The sequence below is a fragment of the Verrucosispora sp. TAA-831 genome (assembly GCF_050780145.1).
Taxonomy (GTDB): domain Bacteria; phylum Actinomycetota; class Actinomycetes; order Mycobacteriales; family Micromonosporaceae; genus Micromonospora.
The window spans coordinates 1,883,989-1,908,143 of sequence record NZ_CP192240.1; the positions used below are offsets into that span (position 1 = coordinate 1,883,989).

General features: G+C 73.1%; 20 protein-coding genes. 12 read left to right on the top strand and 8 right to left on the bottom strand.

Annotated features, from left to right (window positions below; all coding sequences use genetic code 11):
• Positions 1–2: 2 nt before the first annotated feature.
• Positions 3–677, bottom strand: coding sequence for a polysaccharide deacetylase family protein (locus ACQVFL_RS08570; RefSeq protein WP_396691475.1), 675 nt, complete (start codon positions 675–677; stop codon positions 3–5).
• Positions 678–920: 243 nt separating this feature from the next.
• Positions 921–2,543 carry a glycoside hydrolase family 43 protein gene (locus tag ACQVFL_RS08575; RefSeq protein WP_431729098.1) on the bottom strand — a complete coding sequence of 541 codons (1,623 nt, stop codon included), beginning with the start codon at positions 2,541–2,543 and terminating at the stop codon, positions 921–923.
• A 253-nt stretch (positions 2,544–2,796) separates the two neighbouring features.
• On the opposite strand from ACQVFL_RS08575, the gene ACQVFL_RS08580 reads away from it, so the two are divergent.
• The 4 genes from ACQVFL_RS08580 to ACQVFL_RS08595 all read left to right on the top strand — a co-directional run bounded on the left by ACQVFL_RS08580 (position 2,797) and on the right by ACQVFL_RS08595 (position 7,582).
• On the top strand, positions 2,797–4,092 hold the full coding sequence (locus ACQVFL_RS08580; protein ID WP_396691473.1) for an extracellular solute-binding protein: 1,296 nt from the start codon (positions 2,797–2,799) through the stop codon (positions 4,090–4,092).
• Positions 4,093–4,138: 46 nt separating this feature from the next.
• Positions 4,139–5,158 (top strand): LacI family DNA-binding transcriptional regulator, encoded by a 1,020-nt coding sequence (locus ACQVFL_RS08585; RefSeq protein WP_396691472.1) that lies wholly within the window; start codon positions 4,139–4,141, stop codon positions 5,156–5,158.
• A gap of 124 nt (positions 5,159–5,282) precedes the next feature.
• Positions 5,283–6,308: a LacI family DNA-binding transcriptional regulator gene (locus ACQVFL_RS08590; RefSeq protein WP_396691471.1), complete on the top strand. Its 1,026-nt coding sequence runs from the start codon at positions 5,283–5,285 to the stop codon at positions 6,306–6,308.
• Positions 6,309–6,556: 248 nt separating this feature from the next.
• On the top strand, positions 6,557–7,582 hold the full coding sequence (locus ACQVFL_RS08595; protein ID WP_431729099.1) for an NAD-dependent epimerase/dehydratase family protein: 1,026 nt from the start codon (positions 6,557–6,559) through the stop codon (positions 7,580–7,582).
• A 30-nt stretch (positions 7,583–7,612) separates the two neighbouring features.
• On the opposite strand, the gene ACQVFL_RS08600 is transcribed toward ACQVFL_RS08595, so the two are convergent.
• Positions 7,613–8,587, bottom strand: coding sequence for an Acg family FMN-binding oxidoreductase (locus ACQVFL_RS08600; protein ID WP_396691469.1), 975 nt, complete (start codon positions 8,585–8,587; stop codon positions 7,613–7,615).
• Positions 8,588–8,795: 208 nt separating this feature from the next.
• Between ACQVFL_RS08600 and ACQVFL_RS08605 the strand changes: the two genes are divergently transcribed.
• On the top strand, positions 8,796–9,434 hold the full coding sequence (locus ACQVFL_RS08605) for a response regulator (RefSeq protein ID WP_117226524.1): 639 nt from the start codon (positions 8,796–8,798) through the stop codon (positions 9,432–9,434).
• A gap of 22 nt (positions 9,435–9,456) precedes the next feature.
• On the opposite strand, the gene ACQVFL_RS08610 is transcribed toward ACQVFL_RS08605, so the two are convergent.
• Positions 9,457–11,085, bottom strand: coding sequence for a GAF domain-containing sensor histidine kinase (locus ACQVFL_RS08610; RefSeq protein ID WP_396691885.1), 1,629 nt, complete (start codon positions 11,083–11,085; stop codon positions 9,457–9,459).
• A 125-nt stretch (positions 11,086–11,210) separates the two neighbouring features.
• Positions 11,211–12,218: an Acg family FMN-binding oxidoreductase gene (locus ACQVFL_RS08615; RefSeq protein ID WP_431729100.1), complete on the bottom strand. Its 1,008-nt coding sequence runs from the start codon at positions 12,216–12,218 to the stop codon at positions 11,211–11,213.
• A gap of 187 nt (positions 12,219–12,405) precedes the next feature.
• Between ACQVFL_RS08615 and ACQVFL_RS08620 the strand changes: the two genes are divergently transcribed.
• A complete protein-coding gene (locus tag ACQVFL_RS08620; protein WP_431729101.1) occupies positions 12,406–14,316 on the top strand; it encodes a heavy metal translocating P-type ATPase in 1,911 nt (636 codons plus the stop codon).
• Positions 14,317–14,337: 21 nt separating this feature from the next.
• Here ACQVFL_RS08620 and ACQVFL_RS08625 read toward each other — a convergent pair whose 3' ends face one another.
• The 3 genes from ACQVFL_RS08625 to ACQVFL_RS08635 all read right to left on the bottom strand — a co-directional run bounded on the left by ACQVFL_RS08625 (position 14,338) and on the right by ACQVFL_RS08635 (position 18,580).
• A complete protein-coding gene (locus ACQVFL_RS08625) occupies positions 14,338–15,225 on the bottom strand; it encodes a universal stress protein (protein ID WP_431729102.1) in 888 nt (295 codons plus the stop codon).
• Between the two features lie 13 nt (positions 15,226–15,238).
• The gene (locus tag ACQVFL_RS08630; RefSeq protein ID WP_431729103.1) at positions 15,239–17,632 is read right to left on the bottom strand and encodes a phosphoketolase family protein; all 2,394 of its coding nucleotides are present in this window, start codon (positions 17,630–17,632) and stop codon (positions 15,239–15,241) included.
• A gap of 87 nt (positions 17,633–17,719) precedes the next feature.
• The gene (locus tag ACQVFL_RS08635) at positions 17,720–18,580 is read right to left on the bottom strand and encodes a universal stress protein (RefSeq protein WP_396691464.1); all 861 of its coding nucleotides are present in this window, start codon (positions 18,578–18,580) and stop codon (positions 17,720–17,722) included.
• A gap of 202 nt (positions 18,581–18,782) precedes the next feature.
• Between ACQVFL_RS08635 and ACQVFL_RS08640 the strand changes: the two genes are divergently transcribed.
• The 6 genes from ACQVFL_RS08640 to ACQVFL_RS08665 all read left to right on the top strand — a co-directional run bounded on the left by ACQVFL_RS08640 (position 18,783) and on the right by ACQVFL_RS08665 (position 24,131).
• Positions 18,783–19,019, top strand: a complete 237-nt coding sequence (locus tag ACQVFL_RS08640) for an HTH domain-containing protein (protein WP_357212447.1) — start codon at positions 18,783–18,785, stop codon at positions 19,017–19,019.
• A complete protein-coding gene (locus ACQVFL_RS08645) occupies positions 19,019–19,600 on the top strand; it encodes a Clp protease N-terminal domain-containing protein (RefSeq protein ID WP_396691463.1) in 582 nt (193 codons plus the stop codon). The genes ACQVFL_RS08640 and ACQVFL_RS08645 overlap by 1 nt, the downstream gene beginning before the upstream one ends.
• A 99-nt stretch (positions 19,601–19,699) precedes the next feature.
• A complete protein-coding gene (locus ACQVFL_RS08650; RefSeq protein ID WP_431729104.1) occupies positions 19,700–20,686 on the top strand; it encodes a diacylglycerol/lipid kinase family protein in 987 nt (328 codons plus the stop codon).
• The gene (locus ACQVFL_RS08655; protein ID WP_396691461.1) at positions 20,679–21,689 is read left to right on the top strand and encodes a YihY/virulence factor BrkB family protein; all 1,011 of its coding nucleotides are present in this window, start codon (positions 20,679–20,681) and stop codon (positions 21,687–21,689) included. The genes ACQVFL_RS08650 and ACQVFL_RS08655 overlap by 8 nt, the downstream gene beginning before the upstream one ends.
• A gap of 101 nt (positions 21,690–21,790) precedes the next feature.
• A complete protein-coding gene (locus ACQVFL_RS08660; RefSeq protein ID WP_431729105.1) occupies positions 21,791–23,281 on the top strand; it encodes a phosphatase PAP2 family protein in 1,491 nt (496 codons plus the stop codon).
• Position 23,282: 1 nt separating this feature from the next.
• Positions 23,283–24,131, top strand: a complete 849-nt coding sequence (locus ACQVFL_RS08665; protein ID WP_431729106.1) for an endonuclease/exonuclease/phosphatase family protein — start codon at positions 23,283–23,285, stop codon at positions 24,129–24,131.
• The last annotated feature ends 24 nt before the right edge of the window (positions 24,132–24,155 follow it).

The following is a 24,155-nucleotide window of genomic DNA, read 5'->3' on the forward strand; positions in this document are numbered from 1 at the left end:
AGTCAGCGACGTCCGCCGCCGTCGGGCAGCGCGAAGGTCCACCCTGCGGTCCGGGCCGACGGTACGAAGCGGTCGACCGCGTCGACGGTCTGGCTCCGGTCTCCGCCGCCGTCGTGCAGCAGCACCACCGCGCCGGGTGCGGCGCCGTCGGTGAGTCGCCGCAGCAGTTCCTCGGTGCCGGGCGGCTCCCAGTCGGTGACGGCGAGCCGCCAACCCATCGGCCGCATGCCGAGAGCGGCGGCGACGGTGGGGGTCTGACCCCAGGCGCCGTACGGGGCGCGGAAGTAGCCGACCCGGGTGTACGGCACGGCCTGCCGGATCACCGCGTTGGTCTCCAGCAGGTCCGAGGCGATGCGACCGGCGGCCCAGCCGCTCATGTCGTCGTGCCGCATCCCGTGGTTGCCGAGCACGTGCCCCTCGGCGGTGATCCGACGGACCACCTCGGGGTACCGGACGACCTGGTCGCCCCGGAGGAAGAAGACCGCCCGGACGTCGTGCCCGGCCAGCACGTCGAGCAGGCGCGGGGTGTGCACCGGATGCGGTCCGTCGTCGAAGGTGAGGCAGAGGACCCGCCCGGTGTCGATCACCTCGACCGGGCGTGCCGGTGGGAGCCCGATGCCGGTGCGGAACGTGACGGCGGGGTAGGGGGCGTGACGTGGCGGGGTGGACGGTGGCATCACCGGTGGCCTTCCGACAAGGTGGTGCGGCGAGTGGGTCGCGTGGGGCGCGGACCCGCCCCACCCGGCACGGCGACGATGCTGCGGTGGCGATGCGGTCGTTCCGGGAGCGTCCGGTAACTTGGTCGAAACGTTACGGCCATCGATGCCGAGGCGTCAACCGTCGATACCTCATGCTCTCGGCATATTGCCTGTTCATAGCGCTGTAAAGCGATATCGAGAACGTTCCGGACGCGGCACCGGTCAGTGTTCGAGGTAGGTGGCGTGGTCGAAGTCCGCGTACCGGCCGTCACCGCCGATGTCCTGCACCCAGAGACCGAGCAGCGATCCGGTGAAGCCCCAGGCGGTGAACTCGCCGTCGACCATCTCGGTGGCGTGCTCGTCGGAGAGGATGGTGGCGTCCAACTCGACCGGCATCTGCTGCCAGCCGTCGCCCAGGTCGTAGGCGAAGCGCAACACCGGGCCGTCGAAGGTCACCCGTAGGCCGACCCGGCGGGCGCCGCCGGTGTCGACGGTGAGCTGCGGGTACGCGGTGCGCCGTCCCCGGTCGCAGCTCAACACCTCCAGCACGACGCGCCCGTCGTCGGCCCGGGTCAGATAGAGGTGGTGCCAGTTGCGGGTGTTGTAGTACCCGGTCACGCCGGCCAGGTGCCGGTGGTCGCGCGGGTCGAACTCGACGACCGTCTCCAGTGAGCAGTGCGGCGTACCGACCCGGCGGGCGACCAGGCTCGGGGTCTGCCTGCCGGTCGGCGACTGCCCACCACGCACCCGCAGGTGTCCCGGCCGCGAGCGCAGGTCGATCCAGTCGTCGTCGGCCGGTCGGCGCAGCGTGGACCAGCACACCGCCAGTTCGGGCGCGTCGAAGTGGTCGAGGGCCGGTGCCGTCGGCCAGGGCTGGGCCGGCAGGTCGGGTGCCGGGATCTCGTCGGCCGGGATGCCGCCGTCGACGCGGGGCCACCCGCCGGACGGCCAGTCCACCTTCTGGATGGCGGTTTCCCGTCCCAGCACGCACCTGCCGAGCGGGGTGTACGGGCGTCCGACGAGGTGTGCCAGGTACCAGTCGCCGCCCGGGGTTTGGACCAGGCTGCCGTGTCCGGCCTTCTGCAACGTGAGGTCGGGGCGGCCGACGGAGGTGAGCAGCGGTCCGGCCGGGTCGACCTCGTACGGCCCGAACAGCTCGCGCGAACGGGCCACCGTGACCTGGTGCTCCCAGCTCGTGCCGCCCTCGGCGGTGACCAGCCAGTACCAGCCGTCGCGGCGGTACAGGTGCGGTCCCTCGGTCAGGCCGACCTCGGTGCCGGTGAAGATGATCCGCGGCTCGCCGACCATGCGCTCAGCGACCGGGTCGTACTGCTGGATCTCGATGCCGCCGAAGCGGTCGCGGCCCGGCCGCCACTCGGCGCTGAGCGCGAGCACCCAGGTGGTGCCGTCGTCGTCGTGGAACAGGGCGGCGTCGAAGCCGTGCGCGTGCAGCCGGACCGGTGCCGACCACGGGCCGGTGATGCTCGGCGCGGTGGTGAGGAAGTTCTGCACGTCCCAGTAGCCGCCGGTGAAGCTGGCCACGTCGCTGTAGACCAGGTGGAACAGTCCATCGTGGTAGGTCAGGTCGGGCGCCCAGATCCCGGCGGCGTCGTCGCAGCCACGCAGGTCGAGCAGGCGGCGGTCGGTGACGATCCCGCCCAGGTCACGCCAGTGCACCAGGTCCGTGGAATGGTGCACGCGTACGCCCGGATACCACTCGAAGGTCGAGGTGGCCAGGTAGTAGTCGTCGCCGACACGCAGGATGGACGGATCGGGGTGGAAGCCGGCGAGGACCGGGTTCCGGATCGACCGGGTGGTGTCCACGTCCGCGGTCTCGGCCGACATGCGCTGCTCCTTCAGGCTTCGATCCCGGTGGATTTCCGGAAGTGGGCTGCGGGAACCCCTCGAGATTCGGATCACCGTAGCGGGTAGTGTCTGCTTGCGACAGCCTCTTGACCGGGTACGTCGACGCGTCGTAACGTGCCGGCCATCACGTCGAAAATGCCGGCAACGGGTTGAAACTTTCGAACTGCCATTCGCGGCCTGTCGCCGATCGCGGTGCCCTATGCGTACGTCACCGGTTGTCGAAGGGATACAGATGACAGCGCCCGTCTCCCGCAGGTCACTGCTCGGCCTGGCCGGCCTCGGCGCCGGTTCCTTCCTGCTCGGAGGATGTGGTGGGGGCGAGTCCGAGAGCCCCGGCGCGCCGCAGACGATCAAGTGGTGGCACATCCAGAACACCGAGCCGATGCTTCCGGTCTGGGCCGACCTGGCGCGGGTGTACTCGGGCCGGCACCCGAACGTGACGTTCGAGATCGAGCCGCTGGAGAACGAGATCTTCAAGGGCGAGCTGGCCGAGATCACCAAGAAGGGCACGCCACCGGACCTGTTCCAGTCGTGGGGCGGCGGCCTGTTGCAGCAGCAGGTGGAAGCGGGCCTGGTCAAGGACATCACCGCCGAGGTGGAACCGTGGATCGGGCAGTTGCTCCCGGCGGCGTTGCAGCCCTACACGATCAACGGACGGATCTACGGCATCCCGTTCGACGTGGGCATGACCGGCTTCTGGTACAACCGCGACCACTTCTCCGACGCCGGCATCACCTCGCCGCCGACCACCTGGGCCGGGCTGCTGGAGGCGGTCGGCAAGCTCAAGGCGCGCGGCATCACCCCCATCGCCCTCGCCGGCAAGGACAAGTGGCCGGGGCACTTCTACTGGGCGTACCTGGCGATGCGCGTCGGTGGTGTGGACGCCCTGCGCCGCGCGGGCGAGACCGGGAACTTCGACACCCCGGAGTTCGTGGCCGCCGGTGAGCGCCTGAAGGAACTGGTCGATCTCAAGCCGTTCCAGCGCAACTGGCGCTCCGCCGAGTACGGCACGGCGGACGGCCAGGGCGCGACGATGGGCAACGGTGAGGCCGCCATGGAGCTGATGGGCCAGTGGGCGCCCTCGATCCAGGCGTCGTCGTCGAACAGCAAGCGCGGCATCGGCAACCAGCTCGGGTTCTTCACCTTCCCGACGGTGGAGGGCGGCAAGGGCGCGGCCACCGACGCGTTCGGCGGCGGCAACGGTTTCGCGGTGGGCCGCGACGCACCGCCCGCGACGGTGGACTTCCTGCGCCTGCTGCTGCGGTCGGAGAACCAGCGCCGGGCGGCCGAGACCGGGGCCGTGCTCCCCACCAACCTGGCCGCCGTCGGGCGGATCAAGGACCCGAACAACCAGGTGGTGGCGGCGCACCTGGCTGTCGCGACCGGTTTCCAGCTCTACCTCGACCAGGCGTACCCGCCGGCGGTCGGTCAGCAGGTCAACGACAGCGTCGCCGAGCTGATGATCGGTCGTAAGCGGCCGGATCAGATCCTCAAGGACATCACCGCGGTGGCGAAGAGCCAGCAGTGACGTCCCCGTCGGCGGCGTCCCTCGAGCGAGGAGATGGAGGCGCCGCGTGGCTGCCAACGACAACCGCACAGTGACCATCGCGGCGATCGCCCGACTGGCCGGCGTGTCCGTGCCGACGGTCTCTCGGGTGATCAACGGGCGTTCGGACGTGGCTCCCCAGACGCGTCAGCGGGTGGAGGAGTTACTGACCCGGCACGGGTATCGACGGCGTCCGCCGAGTATGCGGGCGAGTTCGGGGTTGGTGGACCTAGTCTTCAACGACCTGGACAGCCCGTGGGCGGTGGAGATCATCCGGGGTGTGGAGGACGTGGCGCACGCCGCCGGGGTGGGCACCGTGGTCTCCGCCATCCACCGCCGCACCTCCTCGGCCAAGCAGTGGCTGGACAACATCCGCACCCGCTCCACCGAGGGCGTCATCTTCGTCACCTCGACGCTGGAGGGGCCGCAGCAGGCCGAGCTGCGTCGTCTCAACATCCCGGTGGTGATCGTCGACCCGGCCGGCGTACCCGCCCAGGACGCGCCGACGATCGGTGCCACCAACTGGGCCGGCAGCCTGCGGGCCACCGAGTACCTGATCGGGCTGGGACACCGGCGGATCGGGTTCATCGCCGGACTACCGCAGTTGATGTGCAGCCGGGCCCGGATGGACGGTTACCGGGCGGCGCTGGAGACGGCCGGCATCCCCATCGACGACCGGCTGATCCAGGTCGGCAACTTCTATCACGAGGCCGGCTTCTCCGGCGGTGTGCGGTTGCTCGGGTTGGCCGATCCGCCGACGGCGATCTTCGCGTCGAGTGACCAGATGGCGTTGGGGGTGTACGAGGCGGTCCGGCAGCGGGGTCTGCGGGTGCCCGACGACGTCAGCGTGGTGGGCTTCGACGACCTGCCGGAGGTCCGCTGGTCCTCGCCCCCGTTGACGACGGTGCGTCAGCCGTTGGCCGAGATGGGCATGTTGGCGGCGCGGACGGTGCTGCGGCTGGCCAAGGGGGAGAAGGTGGAGAGCCCCCGGATCGAGTTGGCCACCGAATTGGTCATCCGGGACAGCGCGGCGGCGCCGAGGAGCTGACCGCCCGACGGGCCGAGGGATCTGCCCCACCTCCCGGTATGCGCGTGAAATTTCCGGCACTAGGGTGGGTGTTGTCGGCTGCCTCGCCGGGTGGGTCGCCGTACCGGGTTGGGTGGGTGGAGCTGTGGTTGCCAGAGAGACCCGCAGGGTCACGATTTCGGCGATCGCCGATCTGGCCGGCGTTTCCGTGCCGACCGTGTCGCGGGTGATCAACGGGCGTTCGGACGTGGCTCCCCAGACGCGTCAGCGGGTGGAGGAGCTGTTGACCCGGTACGGGTACCAGCGCCGTCCGCCGAGTATGCGGGCGAGTTCGGGGTTGGTGGACCTGGTCTTCAACGACCTGGACAGCCCGTGGGCGGTGGAGATCATCCGGGGTGTGGAGGACGTGGCGCACGCCGCCGGGGTGGGCACCGTGGTCTCCGCCATCCACCGGCAGACCGCCCCCGCCGAGCAGTGGTTGACCGGCCTGCGCGGGCGGGGCACCGAGGGCGTCATCTTCGTGACGTCCATGGTCGAGGCGCCCATGCGGGCCGAGTTGCGCCGGATGGACGTCCCGGTGGTGATCGTGGACGCCGACGGTCTGCCGCCGCAGGACGCGCCGACGGTCGGCGCGACCAACTGGGCGGGGGGCCTGCGGGCCACCGAGTATCTGATCGGGCTGGGGCACCGGCGGATCGGGTTCATCGCCGGTCCGCCGCAGTTGATGTGCAGCCGGGCCCGGATGGACGGCTACCGGGCCGCGCTGGAGGCCGCCGGGCTGGGCTTCGACGACTCGCTGGTCTGCCCGGGCGACTTCTATCACGAGTCCGGGTTCGTGGGCGGCACCCGCCTGCTGGGGTTGGCCGATCCGCCGACGGCGATCTTCGCGTCGAGTGACCAGATGGCGTTGGGGGTGTACGAGGCGGTCCGGCAGCGGGGTCTGCGGGTGCCCGACGACGTCAGCGTGGTGGGCTTCGACGACCTGCCGGAGGTCCGCTGGTCCTCGCCGCCGATGACGACGGTGCGTCAGCCGTTGGCCGAGATGGGCATGTTGGCGGCGCGGACGGTGCTGCGGCTGGCCAAGGGGGAGAAGGTGGAGAGCCCCCGGATCGAGTTGGCCACCGAGCTGGTGGTCCGGGACAGCGCCGCCGCCCGGTCGACCACCGGTTGAACTACCGATAATTTCCGGAAGTTGTTGACGCCCGTCTCGGTCGAGACGACGATTTAGCGTGCCAACCTTCGATGAAGGAGCCGGCCAGGAGTGCCCGCCGTGCCCGCGGCACCGCCCTGCCGAAGCCCGTGCCCGGCGCACGCCTGAGGCGTCCGCCGGGCACGGCACTCAGCGCTTCTGCCGAGGGCAGATCCGCTGACGGTGAACGAGGTGCCTCGCCGAGCCCGACACGCGGCAGGGTGGACCGCATGAGAATGCTCATGCTGGGCGGCAGCGGATTCGTGGGCCGGGCGACCGTCGCCGAGGGTGTCCGTCGTGGATGGACGGTGACGGTGTTCAACCGGGGGCGGCACGGGGCTCCTCCGGACGGCGTACGGCAGTTGGTCGGCGACCGCACCACCTCGGACGGGCTGGCCGCACTGGCCGACGGCGAGTGGGACGTGGTGGTCGACACCTGGGACGGCGCGCCCCGGGACGCCCTGGCCGGTGCGCGGATGCTCGCCGGGCGGGTCCGGCACTACGTCTACGTCTCCTCCGGTTCGGTCTACGCGCCGCCGGTGCCCGCCGGGGTGACCGAGGACGGCGCCGTGGTCGACGCCGACCCGGCCGCCGCCGACGGCGACTACCCGACGCTCAAGCGCGGTAGCGAACGGGCGGTGCAGGCGGTCCTCGGCGACCGGGTGCTGCTGGCCCGGGCCGGGCTGATCCTCGGCCCAGGCGAGGACATCGGCCGGCTGCCGTGGTGGCTGACGCGCATCGCCCGGGGTGGGGACGTGCTCGCACCCGGCCCCGCCGACCTTCCGTTGCAGTACGTCGACGTGCGCGACCTGGCTGTCTTCCTGCTCGACGCCGGGGTCTCCGGGCTCGGTGGCGCCGTCAACGTGATCGGCCGTCCCGGGCACGCCACCATGGGTGACCTGCTCGCCGCCGCGGTCGCGGCGACCGGCGCCGACGCCTCGTTGCGCTGGATCGCGCCGGACCGGCTGCTCGACGCGGGCGTGGCCCCGTGGAGCGAGGTGCCGATCTGGCTGCCGCCCGGCCACGAGTACCGCTGGATGCAGCAGGTCGACGTCGCCCGGGCGCACGCAGCCGGGCTGGTCGGCCGACCGGTGGCCGACACCGTCGCCGACACCTGGGAGTGGTTGCGCCGGGTCGGCACGGTGCCGGGCCGGGCGGGCCGCCCGGCCCGGGAGCCGGTGGGTCTCGACCCGGCCCGCGAGGCCGCCCTGCTCGCCGAGCTGGCCACCGGTGACCCGGTCCCGGCGGCCCGCTGAGCGCCACCCCGGCCCACCCGGCCTCGCCGGTCAGCCGAGGCGCACCGGCAGGTCCAGCGTCTCCTCGACCGGGCGGCGCGGGGTGGGCCGACCGGGGCCGCCGAAACCGATCCGCATCACCATCTGCGGGGTGCCGAACCGGCCCAACGACATCCGGAGCTGATCCCGGGCCGAGGGCACCTCGATCGGCTGGGACAGCATCGACACCGACAGCCCGGAGTCGGTGGCGGTGAGCAGTACCCGCTGCAACGCCTGACCGGCGACGACCTGGTCGACGGCGGTGTTGCCGGCCGAACCGAGCACCGCCACCAGCGGCTCCGGCTCGAAGTCGCGGCCGGGTGCGCGTCGGGCGGCACCGAAGCCGCGCGACGGCAGCAGGTCCTGCGGTTCGGCCTGCGGTCCACCGGCCGTGGTCGGCACCCCGTCGGGCGCGGGCTCGGCGCGTACCCAGGTGAGGCGTTCGGCCCGGTAGGCCGGGTCGCGTTCGAGGACGCGGTGCGCGCCGCGGGCGATCTCGGCGAACGCGGTGACCGCGCTCACCCCGATCAGCAGTTCCAGCCAGCAGTGTTCGGCGCGCGCCGCCTCGCCGAGGCGCCAGCGGGTGTCGGCGGGTACCGGATCCGGCCAGAACGGTGCGCGGTTGCTGAACCGGCGGCGGATCGCCCCGTGCAGGCTCTGCTCGGCCGGAGTCGGTCGGCGCGGCAGGTCCGGCACCAACCGGGCCAGCACGGTCGGTTCCGCCGGGTACGGCCGCAGCCGGACGGTGGCCGGAGCGCCCGCCACCGCCAGCGCCAGCCGCAGGTTGAACAACGCCGCGCCACCGGCGACCCGGGCGCCCCAACCGCTCGGGTCGGTGGCGGGCAGCCGCCGCTGCGGGTCGAGCAGCACCTCGATCCCGCCCTCACGCAGCCGGAACCGCCAGGGCTGGACGTTGTGCAGGGACGGCGCGCGGATCGCGTCGGCCGCGGCGACCCGAAGCTGCTCGACGGTGTAGCCGGTCTCCATGGTCCTGCCCCCTCACGCTCGCCGGTACCTCCCCACGGTGCGCCTCGGGGACCCCCGTCGAGCAGGGCCACACGTCCCGAACCACCGGGACACCCCGCCCCTGCCCGGGCACCGCCGACGTCGGACCGCGCGTCCGATCGGGCGACGGGTGGTGGGACGGGACCTTCGGCCCCTGCACGCGGCGGGGGAGAACGGGTAGAAACGAGGGATGATCCGGGTGTTCCTGCTCGACGACCACGAGGTCGTCCGTCGTGGCCTTGCCGACCTGCTCCAGGCCAGCGGCGACATAGAGGTGGTCGGCGAGTCCGGCTCCGCGCCGGAGGCCGCCCGCCGGATCCCGGCCCTGCGCCCCGACGTGGCGATCCTCGACGCCCGGCTGCCCGACGGCAACGGCATCGACGTGTGCCGGGACGTGCGGGCCGTGGACTCCTCGATCAAGGGCCTCATCCTCACCTCGTACGAGGACGACGAGGCGTTGTTCGCCGCGATCATGGCCGGTGCCTCGGGATACGTGCTCAAGCAGATCCGCGGCACCGACCTGGTCGACGCGGTACGTCGGGTGGCGGCCGGGCAGTCGCTGCTCGACCCGGCGATCACCACCCGGGTGCTGGACCGCATCCGCAGCGGGGTGGAGCAGCCGCGCGAGTTGCAGTCCCTCACCGAGCAGGAGCGGCGGATCCTGGAGTACGTCGCCGAGGGCCTGACCAACCGGGAGATCGCCGGCAAGATGTTCCTGGCCGAGAAGACGGTCAAGAACTACGTCTCCAGCGTGCTCGCCAAGCTCGGTCTGGAACGGCGTACCCAGGCCGCCGTGCTGGCCACCCGGCTGCTCGGCAAGCCCCGCTGACCGTACGCCGACACCCGGCCGCTCAGTCCCGTAGCGGGATCGACCAGCACAGCTCGGTGCCGCGCGGTCGGGCCGGGCGCACCTCGAAGGTGCCGTCGTGGCGTTCCGCGCGTTCGCGCAGGTTCACCAGCCCGCCCCGGGCGGCGGCCGGGTCGCAGCCCACCCCGTCGTCGGTCACCAGCACGGTCACCCGCCCGCCGTCGACGCGCACCGACACCGTCACCGCCGACGCCTCGGCGTGGCGTACCGCGTTGGACAGGGCCTCCCGGAGCACGGCGGTGAGATCGGGACGGACCGCGTCCGGGACGGCGCTGTCGACCGGACCGGTCAGTTCCAGCCGGGGCCGGAAGCCCAACGACCCGGCGGCCACCTCCACCGCCTCGCGGATCTCGGTGCGCAGCGCCGCGCTCACCGGACTGCGCAGCTCGAAGATGGTACGGCGGATGTCGGAGATGGTGGCGTCGAGGTCGTCGACGGCCGCGTTGATCCGTTTGGTCAGTTCGGGCCGTGCGGCCAGCGGCACCGCGCTCTGCAGGTGCAGGCCGGTGGCGAACAGCCGCTGGATGACCACGTCGTGCAGGTCCCGGGCGATCCGCTCGCGGTCCTCCAGGACCACCAACTGCTCGCGCTCCTCCTGGCCGCGTGCGCGTTCCATGGCCAGCGCGGCCTGCCCGGCGAAGCTGCCGAGCAGCGCCACGTCCTCGTCGGTGGCGCCACCGTGCTCCGTGGCGTGCGCGATCACCAGGACGCCGTGCAGGGTGTCGGCGGTGGCCAGCGGCGAGATCACCGCCGGCCCGGTGTGCAGCACCGCCGGCCAGGGCGCGGCGTGGGCGAGGTCGTCCACCGAGTCGTGCCGGCGCTGCGCGACGGGCCCGGCGAAACTGGTGTCCGCCGCCGGCAGCACCGTGCCGACCAACGCGCGTGCCTGAGCGCCGGCACCGTCGACGACCTCGACCGTGAAGTGGTCGGCCTCGTCGTCGTAGAGCAGCACCAGGGCCAGTTCGGCCTCGGCGACCTCACGGGCACGCCGTGCCACCAGCGTCAGCGCGTCGGTGCGGCGTACCTCGCCGAGCAGCAGCGAGGTGATCTCGGCGGTGGCCGCGAGCCAGCGTTCCCGCCGGTGCGCCAGCGCGTACAGCCGGGCGTTCTCGATCGCCACCCCGGCCGCCGCGGCGAGCGCGACGACGATCTCCTCGTCGTCCTCGGTGAACTGCGTGCCGCCCTGCTTCTCGGCCAGATAGAGGTTGCCGAAGACCTGGTCACGGATGCGGACCGGCACGCCGAGGAAGGTGTGCATCGGCGGATGGTTCGGCGGGAACCCGTACGAGCGCGGATGCTGGGTGATGTCCGGCATCCGCAGCGGCTTCGGCTCGTCGATCAGCAGACCGAGCACGCCCCGGCCGTGCGGCAGGTCACCGATCCTGGCGTGCAGCTCGGGGGAGATGCCGTGGGTGATGAAGTCGTGCAGCGTCCGGTCGGTGCCGATCACGCCGAGCGCGCCGTACCGGGCACCGGCCAGGTCGCAGGCGGACTGCACGATCCGTTGCAGGGTGCTGCGCAGGTCCAGGTCGGTGCCGATGCCGACCACCGCGTCGAGCAGGGCCCGGAGCCGTTCCCGGCTGGTCATCACCTCCCCGACGCGGTCCAGCATCTCCTGGAGCAGCTCGTCCAGGTGGACACGGGAGAGCGGACTGAGCCCGAGGGACGGTGGCCCGTGCCGGGGGTGGGGATCGCCGACGGTCACCCGGCGATGCTAACCGGCCGCCGGCCGCCGGCTCATCCCGCTGTTCCGTCCACCGCGGAGGTGTCCACCACCTCGGCGCGGTCCCGTCGCGGCGTGTGCGGCGGGCCGGCGTGCGTCGGGTCCGCGACTCCGAGACGCAGGACGAGGTACGGGTGGCCGAGCCCGGCCAGCACCCCGCGCAGGACCTGCCGGGTCGCCGGCACCTCCACCACCCCGCTCAGCGGCACCACCGAGACACCCAGTCGGGTGGCGGTCAGCCAGGCGGCCGAGAGCGCCTCACCGGCGCGCAGCCAGTCCACCGGCTCGTCCTGGTCGCCGTAGAGCACCGCGTACGACGCGGCCCGGTCGTGCCCGGGCCCCACCGGCAGCGTCCCGGGGCGGCCGAAGTCCCGGCCCGGCACGGTGGTCTGCGGGGCCTGCTCGGGCAGCACCTCGGCGGTCAGCCCGGTCCCGGCGGCCCGACTGGTCCAGTAGGCCAACTCCTCGCGCAGCCGGGAGTCGTCGGCCTCGACGGTGGCGGCGTGCGAGGCGGCGGCGGCCAACTCCAGCACCTGGTCGCGGTCGAGGATCTCCAACCGGGCGCCCTCCCGGCGGGCGGCCGTGCCGACCGCGTCCAGTCGTTCGCCGCCGACCGGCTCGTCGCTGACCGGTCGACGGTCGGTGTGCCGGACCTGCATGCACTGGACGGTCCGCATGGCGTCCGGGTCGGCCCCGCCGGGCCGCAGGTCGGTCAGCCGGGCGAGCAGGTCCGGCTCCGCCGGGTCGGGCATCCGCCGTACGGTCCCCGTCCAGCCCTCGGCGGCCAACGCCAGCCGGGCGTGGTGCAGCGCCGCGCCGCAGCTCAACCGGGCCAGCTCGCCCTCCGGGTCGGTGGCCGCCAACTGCGGGTCGTGCACCATCCGCAGCTCCAGCGCGTCGGGCAGGACCCGCCAGCGCCACGGCTGCGCGTTGTGCACCGAGGGCGCCCGACCGGCCATCGTGGCGGCCTCCGCGAGCGCGGTGGGCAGCGGGCGGTGCGTGGCCGGCGTCTGGTGGCTCATCGTCACGACCTTTCGTCTCTGCTCATCGTGCCGCACCTCGGTACGGCCGTGGGCCGGGTCTGGTCCATCCTGCGGCATCCGCCGGGGGACCCGCAGGGGCCCAGGGACCCGGCGTCGACGGGTAGTTCGGCCCGGAATCTGGCCCGAGTGCCCGACGGTGGGGCACGGTGCCTGCGACGATCCGCGCATGGCGGAACCGACGTCGGACGCGCCGGACCACGGTCCCCGCGAGTGCCTGCCGCCGCGCCCCGCGCCGTCGGGTGGACCACGCTGGTGGTGGCTGTGGGCGCCGCTGACCGCACTGACCGCGCTGGTCCTGGCCGGAGCGGCGGCACGACTGGCCGGACGGGCCGGGATCGCCGACGTGGTGTGGGCGGCGGCGACCCTCGTCGCGTTGCTGCCGGCGACCGCCTCGATGCTGCGTGAGCTGTGGCGACGACGCTTCGGCGTGGACGTGATCGCCGTCCTGGCGTTGGCCGGGGCGCTCGTCGTCGGCGAGTACCTGGCCGGTGCCGTGGTCGCGCTGATGTTGGCGACCGGCCGGACCCTGGAGGCGTACGCGCACCGACGGGCGACCCGTGACCTGCGATCCCTGCTCGCCCGCGCCCCGCGTACCGCCCGTCGGCGTACCGCCGACGGTGACATCGAGGTGGTGCCGGTGGACCGGGTGACGGTCGGGGATCGGCTGCTGGTGGGCCCCGGTGACGTGGTCGCCGTCGACGGCGTCGTGGAGTCTGCGGCGACCCTCGACGAGTCGGTGGTGACCGGGGAGTCCCGGCTGGTCGAGCGGGCGGCGGGGGAGCGGGTGGCCAGTGGCGTGGTCAACGCCGGGGCGGGCTTCGGGCTGCGGGCCACCGAGAGCGCCGCCCGCAGCACGTACGCGGGGATCGTCCGGTTGGCCGAGGAGGCGACCGCCCGCAAGGCCCCGACCGTGCGGCTGGCCGACCGCTATGCCGTCGCGTTCGTGCCGTTCACCCTCGTGCTGGCCGGTCTGGGCTGGACGCTGTCCGGGGAGTTCCTGCGGGCGGTGGCGGTGCTGGTGGTGGCGACCCCGTGCCCGCTGCTGCTGGCCACCCCGATCGCCATCGTCAGCGGGCTGTCCCGGGTGGCCCGGCGGGGGATGCTGGTCCGCGACGGCGGGTCGCTGGAGGTGCTCGGTCGCGCCCGCACCCTGCTGGTCGACAAGACCGGCACGCTCACCCTGGGCCGACCACGGGTGGCCGACCTGGTGGTGGCCCCCGGCGGCGACGCCGACGAGATGCTGCGCTCGGCCGCCTCGGTGGAACAACTCTCCCCGCACGTGTTGGCGGCGGCGCTGGTCCGGGATGCCCGAGGGCGCGGGATGCGTCTGCTGGCGCCGACGGAGGTGACCGAGGAGGCGGGCCGGGGAGTGCGCGGGCGGGTGGGTGGACGTCGGATCCGCGTCGGTCAGCTCGATGCCGACCCGCCGCCGTGGGCGGTGCCGGTCCGTACCCGCGCCGAGCAGGCCGGACACAGCGTGGTGTGGGTGTCCGACGAGACCGGGCCGTTCGGCGCGGTGGTGCTGGAGGACCCGGTACGCCCGGACGCCCGCCAGGTGGTGGACCGGCTGCGGACGGCCGGGATGACCCGGATCGTGATGGTCACCGGAGACCGCCCGGAGACGGCGCGCCGGGTGGCGCGCGCCGTCGGCGTGGACGACGTGCTGGCCCGGTGCACCCCGCAGGAGAAGGCCGCCCGGGTACGCGCCGAGGCGGGGCGGGCGGTCACCGTGATGGTCGGCGACGGCGTCAACGACGCGCCCGCCCTGGCCGAGGCGCACGTCGGGGTGGCGATGGGTGCCACCGGGGCGACCGCCTCCGCCGACGTCGCCGACGCCGTACTGAGCGTCGACCGGCTCGACCCGCTCGCCGACGCGGTGGAGGTGGCGCGCCGGGCCCGGCGGATCGCGGTGCAGAGCGCCACGGTGGGGATGGGGTTGGCGGTCGTCGCGATGGGGTTCGCGGCGGCCGGGAAGCTGCCGCCGGTGGCCGGTGCGTTCCTTCAGGAGGGCATCGACGTGCTGGTGATCCTCAACGCCCTGCGGGCGCTCGGTGGCGGGCCGCGCCGACCGGCCTGACGCCGGTCGGCGCGGATCGGATCAGCGTTCCCGGACGACCGCCACCGGGCAGTGCGCGTGCTGGATGAGCTGCTGGCTGACCGAGCCGAGCAGCATGCCGCGCAGGCCGCCCCGGCCCCGGGTGCCGACCACCACCAGTTGCGACTGGCGGCTGGACTCGATCAACAGCCCGGCCGGTGCGGCGGTGCCCGTCTCGACGCTCACCTCGACGTCGGGGAACGTCTCCCGCCAGCGGCGCAGCACCTCGTCCAGCTCCGCGCGGTCCTCGGCCAGGGCCGCGTCGCGGCCCTGCTCACCGGTGAGGTTCCACTGGTCGCCCTTGGGCTGCCAGGCGCGCAGCACCCGCAGCGGCACCCGGCGCAGGGCGGCCTGCTCGACCGCGTAGCCGAGGGCCACCAGGGAGGGTTCGGAGCCGTCCACCCCCACGGTGACGTGCCCGGTCCGTGCGGCGTCGGCGGTGTCGCGGCGGACCACCACCACCGGGCAGTGCGCGTGCGCGGTGACGCTGACCGCCGTGGATCCGGCGAGCAGGCCGGCGAAGCCGCCGTGTCCCCGGCCGCCCAGCACCACCAGGTCGGCCTCCGCCGAGCTCTCCTCCAGCACCAGGGCCGGCGGGCCGTCGCGGACCTCGCCGCGTACGGTCAGCTCGGGGTTGGCCGCACCGGCCTCCTTCGCGGCCCTGCCCACCAACTCCTCGACCTGCTGACGGGCCTGCTCGTCGGGCCACATGCCGGGCGTGACGCCGGGTCCGACCCAGCCGGCCACGGTGAGCCACTCGAAGACGTACACCAGCCGGACCGCGCGGCCGTCACGGCGGGCCTGTTCCAGCGCCCAGTCCAGGGCCGCCGCCGCGTCCGGTGAGCCGTCGTAGCCCACCACGATCTCCGCGCCGCTCGTACTCCTGGTCATGGCTGCTTCCTCCTCAGGGGTTGGTGGGGTCGGTCTCGCGGACCCAGCGCCACTCGGCGACCCGGGGGTCGTCCTCGCCGTACCGGCGGGTGTGGTCGCGGGCCGCGTCGCGCGCGTCGCTCATCTCCTGCCGCAGGTACGCCACCCGGTCGCCGAGCCCGGGTACCCGGTCGATCACGTCGATGACGAGGTGGAACCGGTCCAGGTCGTTGAGCATCACCATGTCGAAGGGCGTCGTGGTGGTGCCCTCCTCCTTGTACCCGCGTACGTGCAGGTTGTGGTGGTTGGTGCGGCGGTAGGTGAGCCGGTGGATCAGCCACGGGTAGCCGTGGTAGGCGAAGATGATCGGCTTGTCGCGGGTGAACAGCGTGTCGAACTCGTTGTCCGGCAGGCCGTGCGGGTGCTCGCTGGACGGCTGGAGTCGCATCAGGTCCACCACGTTGATCACCCGGACCTTGAGGTCGGGCAGGTGCCGGCGCAGCAGGTCCGCCGCCGCCAGCGTCTCCAGGGTCGGTACGTCACCGGCGCAGGCGAGCACCACGTCCGGCTCGCTGCCGCCGTCCGTACCGGCCCAGTCCCAGATGCCCACCCCGCGTCGGCAGTGCTGCACGGCCTCGTCCATGGTCAGCCAGTTCGGCGCGGGCTGCTTGCCGGCCACCACCACGTTGACGTAGTGCCGGCTGCGCAGGCAGTGGTCCATGGTGGAGAGCAGGGTGTTCGCGTCCGGCGGCAGATAGACCCGGACGACCTCGGCCTTCTTGTTCATCACGTGGTCGATGAAGCCCGGGTCCTGGTGCGAGAAGCCGTTGTGGTCCTGCCGCCAGACGTGGCTGGAGAGCAGGTAGTTCAGCGACGCCACCGGCATCCGCCAGGGGATGTCCCGGGTCACCTTGAGCCATTTCGCGTGCTGGTTGACCATCGAGTCGACGATGTGGATGAACGCCTCGTAGCTGGTGAAGACGCCGTGTCGGCCGGTCAGCAGGTAGCCCTCCAGCCAGCCCTGGCACAGGTGCTCGGAGAGCACCTCCATCACCCGCCCGTCGGGGGAGAGGTGGTCGTCGCCCGGCACCGTGGTGCCCATCCAGGCCCGGTCGGTGACCTCGAAGGCCGCCTGGAGCCGGTTGGAGGCCACCTCGTCCGGCCCGAACAGCCGGAACGTCTGCGGGTTCGCGGCGATCACGTCGCGGATCCACCGGCCCAGCTCGCCGGTGGCGCCGGTGGCCGTGGCACCGGGACTCGGCACGTCCACCGCGTAGTCGCGGAAGTCCGGTAGGTCCAGGTCGCGCAGCACCGATCCGCCGTTGGTGACCGGGTTGGCGCTCATCCGCCGGTCCCCGGTGGGCGGCAGGGCGGCCAGCTCGGCGACGGGGGCACCGGTGGCGTCGAACAGTTCCTCCGGGCGGTAGCTGCGCAGCCAACGCTCCAGCTCGGCCAGGTGCTCCGGGTTGCTGCGGACGTTCGACAACGGCACCTGGTGGGCGTGGAACGTGCCCTCGACCTGCTTGCCGTCGACCTCGCGCGGGCCGGTCCAGCCCTTCGGCGTACGCAGGATGATCATCGGCCAGCGGGGACGCTCGGTGGTGGCACCGGATCGGGCCCGACGCTGGATCTCGGCGATCTCGTCCAGCGCCCGGTCGAGGGTGGCGGCGAGCGTCTCGTGCACGGCGGCGGGCTCGTCACCGGCCACCACGTACGGCTGGTAGCCGTAGCCGCGCATCATGGCGAGCAGGTCGGACTCGGGGATCCGGTCCAGCACCGTCGGGTTGGCGATCTTGTAGCCGTTCAGGTGCAGGATGGGCAGCACCGCGCCGTCCCGGGCGGGATTGAGGAACACGGTCGACAGCCAGCTCCCGGCCAACGGGCCGGTCTCCGCCTCGCCGTCCCCGATGACACAGGCCACCAGCAGGTCGGGATTGTCGAACGCGGCACCGTAGGCGTGGCTGAGCGCGTACCCCAACTCGCCGCCCTCGTGGATCGAGCCCGGCACCTCCGCGGCCACGTGGCTGGGGATGCCACCGGGGAAGGAGAACTGGCGGAACAGCCGGGCCATCCCGGCCTCGTCGCGGCCGACGCCAGGGTACCGCTCGCTCCAGGTGCCCTCCAGCCAGGTGTTCGCGACGACCGCCGGACCGCCGTGGCCGGGACCGGTGACGAAGAGAGCCGACAGGTCGCGGGCGACGATCACCCGGTTGAGGTGGGCGTAGATCAGGTTCAGGCCGGGCGAGGTGCCCCAGTGTCCCAACAGCCGGGGCTTGACGTGTTCGGCTGTCAGCGGTTCGCGGAGCAGCGGATTGTCGAGCAGATAGATCTGCCCGACGCTGAGGTAGTTCGCCGCCCGCCAGTAGGCGTCCAGGCGGCGCAGGTCCTCGTCGGTCAGGGTGCTCGGGATGTCCACGGCCGTGTCCATACTGCTTGAGCCTCTCGCGGGTCGGTGGATTCTGCATCCGCAGCGCGGGTTTCCTGCCTCCAGCTTCGCGGTATCGGCGGGCGTGGATCAGGGCCGTTGGTCCCGCCCACCCGGGTGTCCCGGCCCGTCGTCGTCGGGCGGCCCGGTGACACCGCGGACCACCAGCACCGGGGCCGGGGCGTGGTAGAGCAGCGACTGGCTGACCGCGCCGAGCATGCCGCGCCACGGTTCGTCGCCGCGCGCGGCGACCACCACCAACTGCGCGGTGCGCGACTGCTCGACCAGCACGTCACCCGGTTCGCCCCGGAGGACCCGGCACTCCACCGCTACGTCGGGATGCCCGGCGCCGTGCCGGGCCACCAGTGCGGCGAGCCGGTCGGTGGCCTCGCCCACCGCCGCGTCGGACTCGACCACCCACACCGCCAGCAGGGGCGAGCGGTGCCGACCGGAACAGGCGTACGCCCAGGTCAGGGCGATCTCGGCGGAGGTCGAGCCGTCCACCCCGACCAGCACCGGCCCGGCCGGTGGAGGTTCCTGACGGGCGACCAGCACCGGACATTCGGCGCGGGCGGCCACCTGGACGGCCGGACTGTCGGCCGGGATACAGCGGTCGCAGTGGGCCATGCCGCCGTCCCCGACGGCCACCAGGAAGGCCGACTCGGACTTGCGGACCAGCGTCGACACCGCCGAACCCTCGATCACCTCGGCGCTGACCGGGACGTCCGGCTCGCTCTGGTTGGCCGCCACGGTGGCCTCGGCGAGCAGCTCCTCGGCGTGCGAGCGGGACGCGGTGACCGCGGGCGCCTCCAGCGCGGCCCAGTTGAACGCGTGCATCAGGTGCAGCGCGCGGCCGTGGGCGGCGGCCACCCGAGCGGCGGTACGGGCCACCGGCAGCGCGCCGTCCGGACCGACGCCGACCAGCACCGGCGTCTCGCCGCCTGGGGCCATCCGCGATCACCCCCGCGCTGCGCTCGGCCTGCTGTTGAGGCTAGTCGCGCCGATGCGTCGCCGGGGCGTGATCGCCGGACGCCCGCCCTGGTCAGGGCGTTGAACGTACCCGGAGCACGACCGCGCTGGCGGGTGGCGGCGGGCCGACGCCGGGTGTCAACCGGGGTTGACAGGGTCGGGTGTGTCAATGTAGGTTGACGGCATGAGTCAGGCGACGGAACTCGCGGCTGCGGCCGGCAGCACCGACCCCCGGGTCGGCCTACGCGCGGTCCGCGCCCTGCGCCGGCTGCTCGAACGGCTCGAGGTGGTCCAGGTCGACAACGCCCGACGACAGGGCTGGTCGTGGCAGGAGATCGCCGACGCGCTCGAGGTCAGTCGGCAGGCGGTCCACAAGAAGCACGCCGGGCGACCGGCGGTCGGATCCTCCCGGGAGGCGTGATGTTCGAACGGTTCACCGACCGCGCCCGCGCCGTGGTGCGGCACGCACGCGACGAGGCGCGGGCCGAGGGGCGAGGACCCGTCGGCACCGAGCACCTGCTGCTCGGCCTCCTCGCCGACGGCGACGCGCTGGCCGCCCGGGTGCTCCGCGACGTCGGAGTCACCGGTGACGACCTGCGGGAGCGGGTGCGCCGGCACACCGTACGCGGTGCGGACGGGCTCGCCGAGGCCGACGCCGCCGCGCTGCGGGAGATCGGTATCGACCTGGCCGCGATCGTGGCCCGGATCGAGGAGTCCTTCGGCCCCGACGCGCTGCGTGAGGCCGTCCCGGCACCGCGTCGCCGCTGGGGTCGGCTGCGGCGGCAACCGGGCGGGCCGTTCTCCGCCCGGGCCAGGAAGGTGCTGGAGCTGGCCCTGCGCGAGGCGATGCGGCTGCGCCACCGGCACATCGGCACCGAGCACATCCTGCTGGGGCTGCTGCGCGAGGGCAACGGGCTGGCCGCGCTGGTGCTCACCGAGGCCGGAGTGGACCTGGCCGACGTGCGCCACCGGGTGGAGAGCGCCCTGCGGGCCGCCGCCTGAGCCGCCACGCCGCAGGTCGGCGTCACACCTTCCGGCCGGGTGAACCTGGTCACCCGGCGTCGGGTCGCCGAACCGTCGACCGTGCCGCACACTGACGCCGTGGAAGCTGGACGGCACGGACAGGCCCTACGCAGTGCGGTCGTGGTCAACCCGGTCAAGGTGGACGACATCGATACGTTCCGCCGCACCGTCGTCGACGCGCTCGCCGCCGCCGGCTGGCCCGAGCCGCTGTGGCTGGAGACCACCGTCGAGGACCCCGGTCGTGGCCAGACCGAGCAGGCCCTGGCCAAGGGCGTGGACGTGGTCTTCGCCTGCGGCGGCGACGGCACCGTGATGGCCTGCGTGAGCGCCCTGGTCGGCACCGACGTCGCCCTCGCCGTGCTTCCGCAGGGCACCGGTAACCTGCTCGCCGCCAACCTGGGACTCTCCAACGACCTGGCCGCCGGCATCGAGGTGGCCCTCGAGCGCGGACGGCGACTGCTCGACGTCGGCGAGGTCGACGGACAGCACTTCGCGGTGATGGCCGGCATGGGCTTCGACGCCCAGATGCTGGCCGCCACCAACGAGACGACGAAACGGCGGATCGGCTGGCCGGCGTACGTCGTGGGCGCCGCCCGCCACCTGCGGGACCGCCCGATGCGGGTGTCCGTCTCGCTGGACGACCAGCCGCCGCTGCGTCGCCGCGCCCGCTCGGTGCTGGTCGCCAACGTCGGCCGCCTCCAGGGCGGGGTACGCCTGCTCACCGAGGCCGAACCCGACGACGGCTACCTCGACGTCGCCGTGCTCACCCCGCACCGGTTGCGGCACTGGCTCTCGCTCGGTTGGGCGGTGGTACGCCGCCGTGACCGGGTGCCCCGGATGGAGGTCTTCCGGGCCCGTCGGGTGACCATCACCAGCAACCGCGCACAACCGCGCGAACTGGACGGCGATCTGATCGAGCCCGGCCGTGAGCTGAACGTGCAGATCCGTCGACGGGCCCTGTGGCTGTGCGTACCGCAGCCCGACCGCACACCCGACCTGGCCGAGGACGCGTCCGGTGCCGCCGAGCGGGGTGAGCGGCTCATCGAGGAGGGTCGGGGTGAGTAGCACCAAGATGGTGCCGGAGACCCGGCTGATGTCCGACGAGCAGCTCTGCGCCGACCACGCCTGGCAGACGCTGCGCCGCGAGGGCGGCTGGCACCTGCTCCACGACGCCTTCGTCCGGTTCCGCTACGGCGACGGGTTCAGCCACGCCCGTGCCTTCGCCTTCCAGCTCTGCCTCGCCGTGGTGCCGTTCCTGATCGCGCTGACCGGGCTCATCGCGGAGCTCGGGGCGGCCGAGGGCGGCGAGGTGGTGGCCGACACCGTGCTGGCGCTCACCCCCGGCGCCAGCGAGGCGGTCGTCGCCGAACTGCTCGGCGAGGGTGCGGGCGGCGAACGCGTCGAGGACATCGGGGAGGTGGCGCTGGCTCTCGGCCTGGGCACCGGGCTGGTCGCGCTGACCAGCACGATGGCGCAGATCGAGCGGGGCGCCAACCGCATCTACGGCGTCGAGCGCGACCGCCCCGCCCTGCGCAAGTACCTGCGCGCCGCGGCGCTCGCCGTCCTCGCCGGCATCCCGGCGCTGACCGGGTTCCTCATCCTGGTCGGCGGCGGCCCGATGGGCGACTCGGTGGAACGCCACTACGCCTGGGGTGAACTGGCCGCCACCGTCTGGGACGTGGTGCGCTGGCCACTCAGCCTCGGGCTGACCGTGCTGGCCGTGGCGGTGCTGTTCCGGTACGCCCCGCGTCGCCGCCAACCCGGCCTGTCCTGGCTGTTCTTCGGCGCCGGCATCGCCACCGTGCTGTGGTGGCTGGCCAGTCTGCTGCTCGCCGGCTACGTGGCGTTCAGTGCGGACTTCGGCCAGACGTACGGCGCGCTGACCGGCATGATGGCGTTGTTGCTCTGGGCCAACCTCACCGGCATGGCGCTGTTCGGCGGGCTGGCCTTCGCCGCCCAACTGGAGGCGGTCCGCATCGGCGTGTCCGAGCCCGCCAAGCCGGACCTGTGGAAGCCGAACGCGCCCCGCGCCGGTCTGCTCGACACCGGCGAGATGACCGCGCTGTAGCGCCCCGCCGCCCGGACGGGTGTACGCAGGCATCGACGCGGGTACAGCGCCACGCCAGAAGGCGTCGCCGTCGGTCGGCGCCACCTGAGGAGGAGGCTGCCGTGGGCGCGGTCCGGGACGTACTGCGACGACCGCTCGGTCACTTCACCGAACGGACCCTCGCCGGGCTGCTGCTCGTCCTCGGTGCCGGGGTCGGGTTCGGGCTGCTGCTGGTGCTGGTCCGCGTCCAGTGGGCCCCGCTGTACGACGTGGACCACGGCGTGGCGCAGTGGCTCAACGAGCAGATCTCACCCATCGGTCCGCTGGTGACGGTGCTCAACGCGATCACCGACCTCGGCGGCCGACCGGTGATCGTCTGGCTGGTCACCGTGGCCGTGGTCGGGCTGCTGATCCGTCGGCAGGGCCGGCTCGCGGTCTTCTTGATCGTCACCGGCGCCGGGGCGCTGATCCTCGACCCGTCGCTCAAGACGCTCGTCGACCGGCTGCGCCCCGAGGTGGACGTGCCCATCGGCACGTACGCCGGGCAGAGCTTCCCCAGCGGGCACGCGCTCGGGTCGATGGTCGCCTACGGCGCGCTGCTGCTGGTGTTCCTGCCGGCCATGGCGCCCCGCTGGCGCAAACCGGCGATCGCCCTGGTCGCCACCGTGGTGGTCCTGATCGGATTCACCCGGGTCGCGCTCGGCGTGCACTTCCTCTCCGACGTGCTCGGCGCCTGGCTGCTCGGCGCGGCCTGGCTCGGCGTCACCGCGTACGCCTTCCGGCTGTGGCGGTTGGAACGCGGCCGACCGGCCGCCCCGCTGACCGACGGACTGGAACCCGAGGCGGCGCACGAGGTGGCCCTGGCACCGGACGAGGAGAAGCTGCTGCCGCACGCCCGCGCCGGCATCGCCGAGATCGTGGTCGGCTGGGTGCTGGTCTTCGGCGCCCTCTACGGCTTCGGCATGTTCGTCAGCTACCACGCCGACGGCACCTTCCTGGCCCGGCTCGACGAGACCGTGCCGCGCTGGTTCGCCGAGCACGGCACCCCGTTCCTGGACGACGTGAGCTGGTGGTGGAGCAAGGTCGGCGACACCCACGCCATCCTGCTCATCTCGATGGTCTTCTGCCCGCTGGTGCTGGCGATCTGGCGACGCTGGCGGCCGGTGCTCTTCGTGGCGCTGACCATGTTCGGTGAGCTGACACTGTTCCTCGCCTCCGCCGCCGCCGTGGACCGGCCGCGCCCGCCGGTGGAGAACCTGGACGGTCCGATGCCGACCTCCTCCTTCCCGTCCGGCCACATCGCCGCCACACTCTGCCTGTGGGTGGCGATCGCGGTGGTGGTGTTCCCGCGTACCGACCGGTGGTGGCGCTGGCTGTTCGCGGCGGCGGCGGTGATCATGCCGGTCGGCGTGGCCATCTCCCGGATGTACCGGGGCATGCACCACCCGACCGACTTCATGGGCGCGATCATGCTGACCGCGCTCTGGATCGGGTTGCTCTACTGGGTGGTACGCCCCAACGAGGACGTGCGGGCGGGCAACCGACCCGAGATCGAGTCGGAGGACGTGGACACCCTGGACGACGAGCTGGCCAAGGCCGGCCAGCCGGGCTGAGGTGACCGTGCTGCGGGTGATGACCTGGAACATCCGCAACGGCGGACGGGACCGGGGCGGCCCGGACCGGCGTATCCTGCTGGCCCGGGTCGTCGCCGCGTACCGGCCGGACGTCCTCGCCCTCCAGGAACTGCGCGGCCTCGACGTGGCCCGCTTCGCCGCGGACGCCGGTCTGACGCCCCACCTGGCCCGGTCACCCTTCGGCCAGCCGGTCGCGATCCTCGTGCACCCGCGCTGGCCGACCGTGGCGTCCGGGCCGGTCCGCCGCCCGTTCCACCACGCGGCGCAGCGCGTGACACTGTCCACCGACGCCGGGCCGCTGGCCGTCCTGAGCACCCACTTCTATCCGTACCGTGGCGGTCGCCGTCTGGTCGAGGCCCGTTGGGCGGCCACCGCGCTGCGCCGGGCCCGCGCCGACCTCGCCCTGCTCGCCGGGGACCTGAACACCCTCGACCCGTACGCCGAACCCACCGACCACGCCGGTGACCTCGTCCAGACAGGTGGCGGCGCCCATGCCCGGAGCCTGGCCCGGCTGGCCCCCGCGTACCGCCGTCGGCACCTGCGGCGCGACGGACGGACCGTGGACACCCGGGCGGTGGCCCGCCTGCTCGCCGCCGGCCTGGTCGACCTGGCCGCCACCGCCGGCCCGACCGTGCCCACCGGCTACGGACACACCCCGGAGTTCGCCGAGATGCGCCTGGACTACCTGCTGGCCACCCCCGCCCTGGCCGCCCGCCTGGTCGACGCCCGGGTGATCCGCAGCCCCGACACCCACCAAGCCTCCGACCACCACCCCCTAACCGCCACCTTCACCCTCACCCCACCCCACCCCACCGCCCCCACCTCCTGAGTTGATCAAGAGGTTTCAGCCACG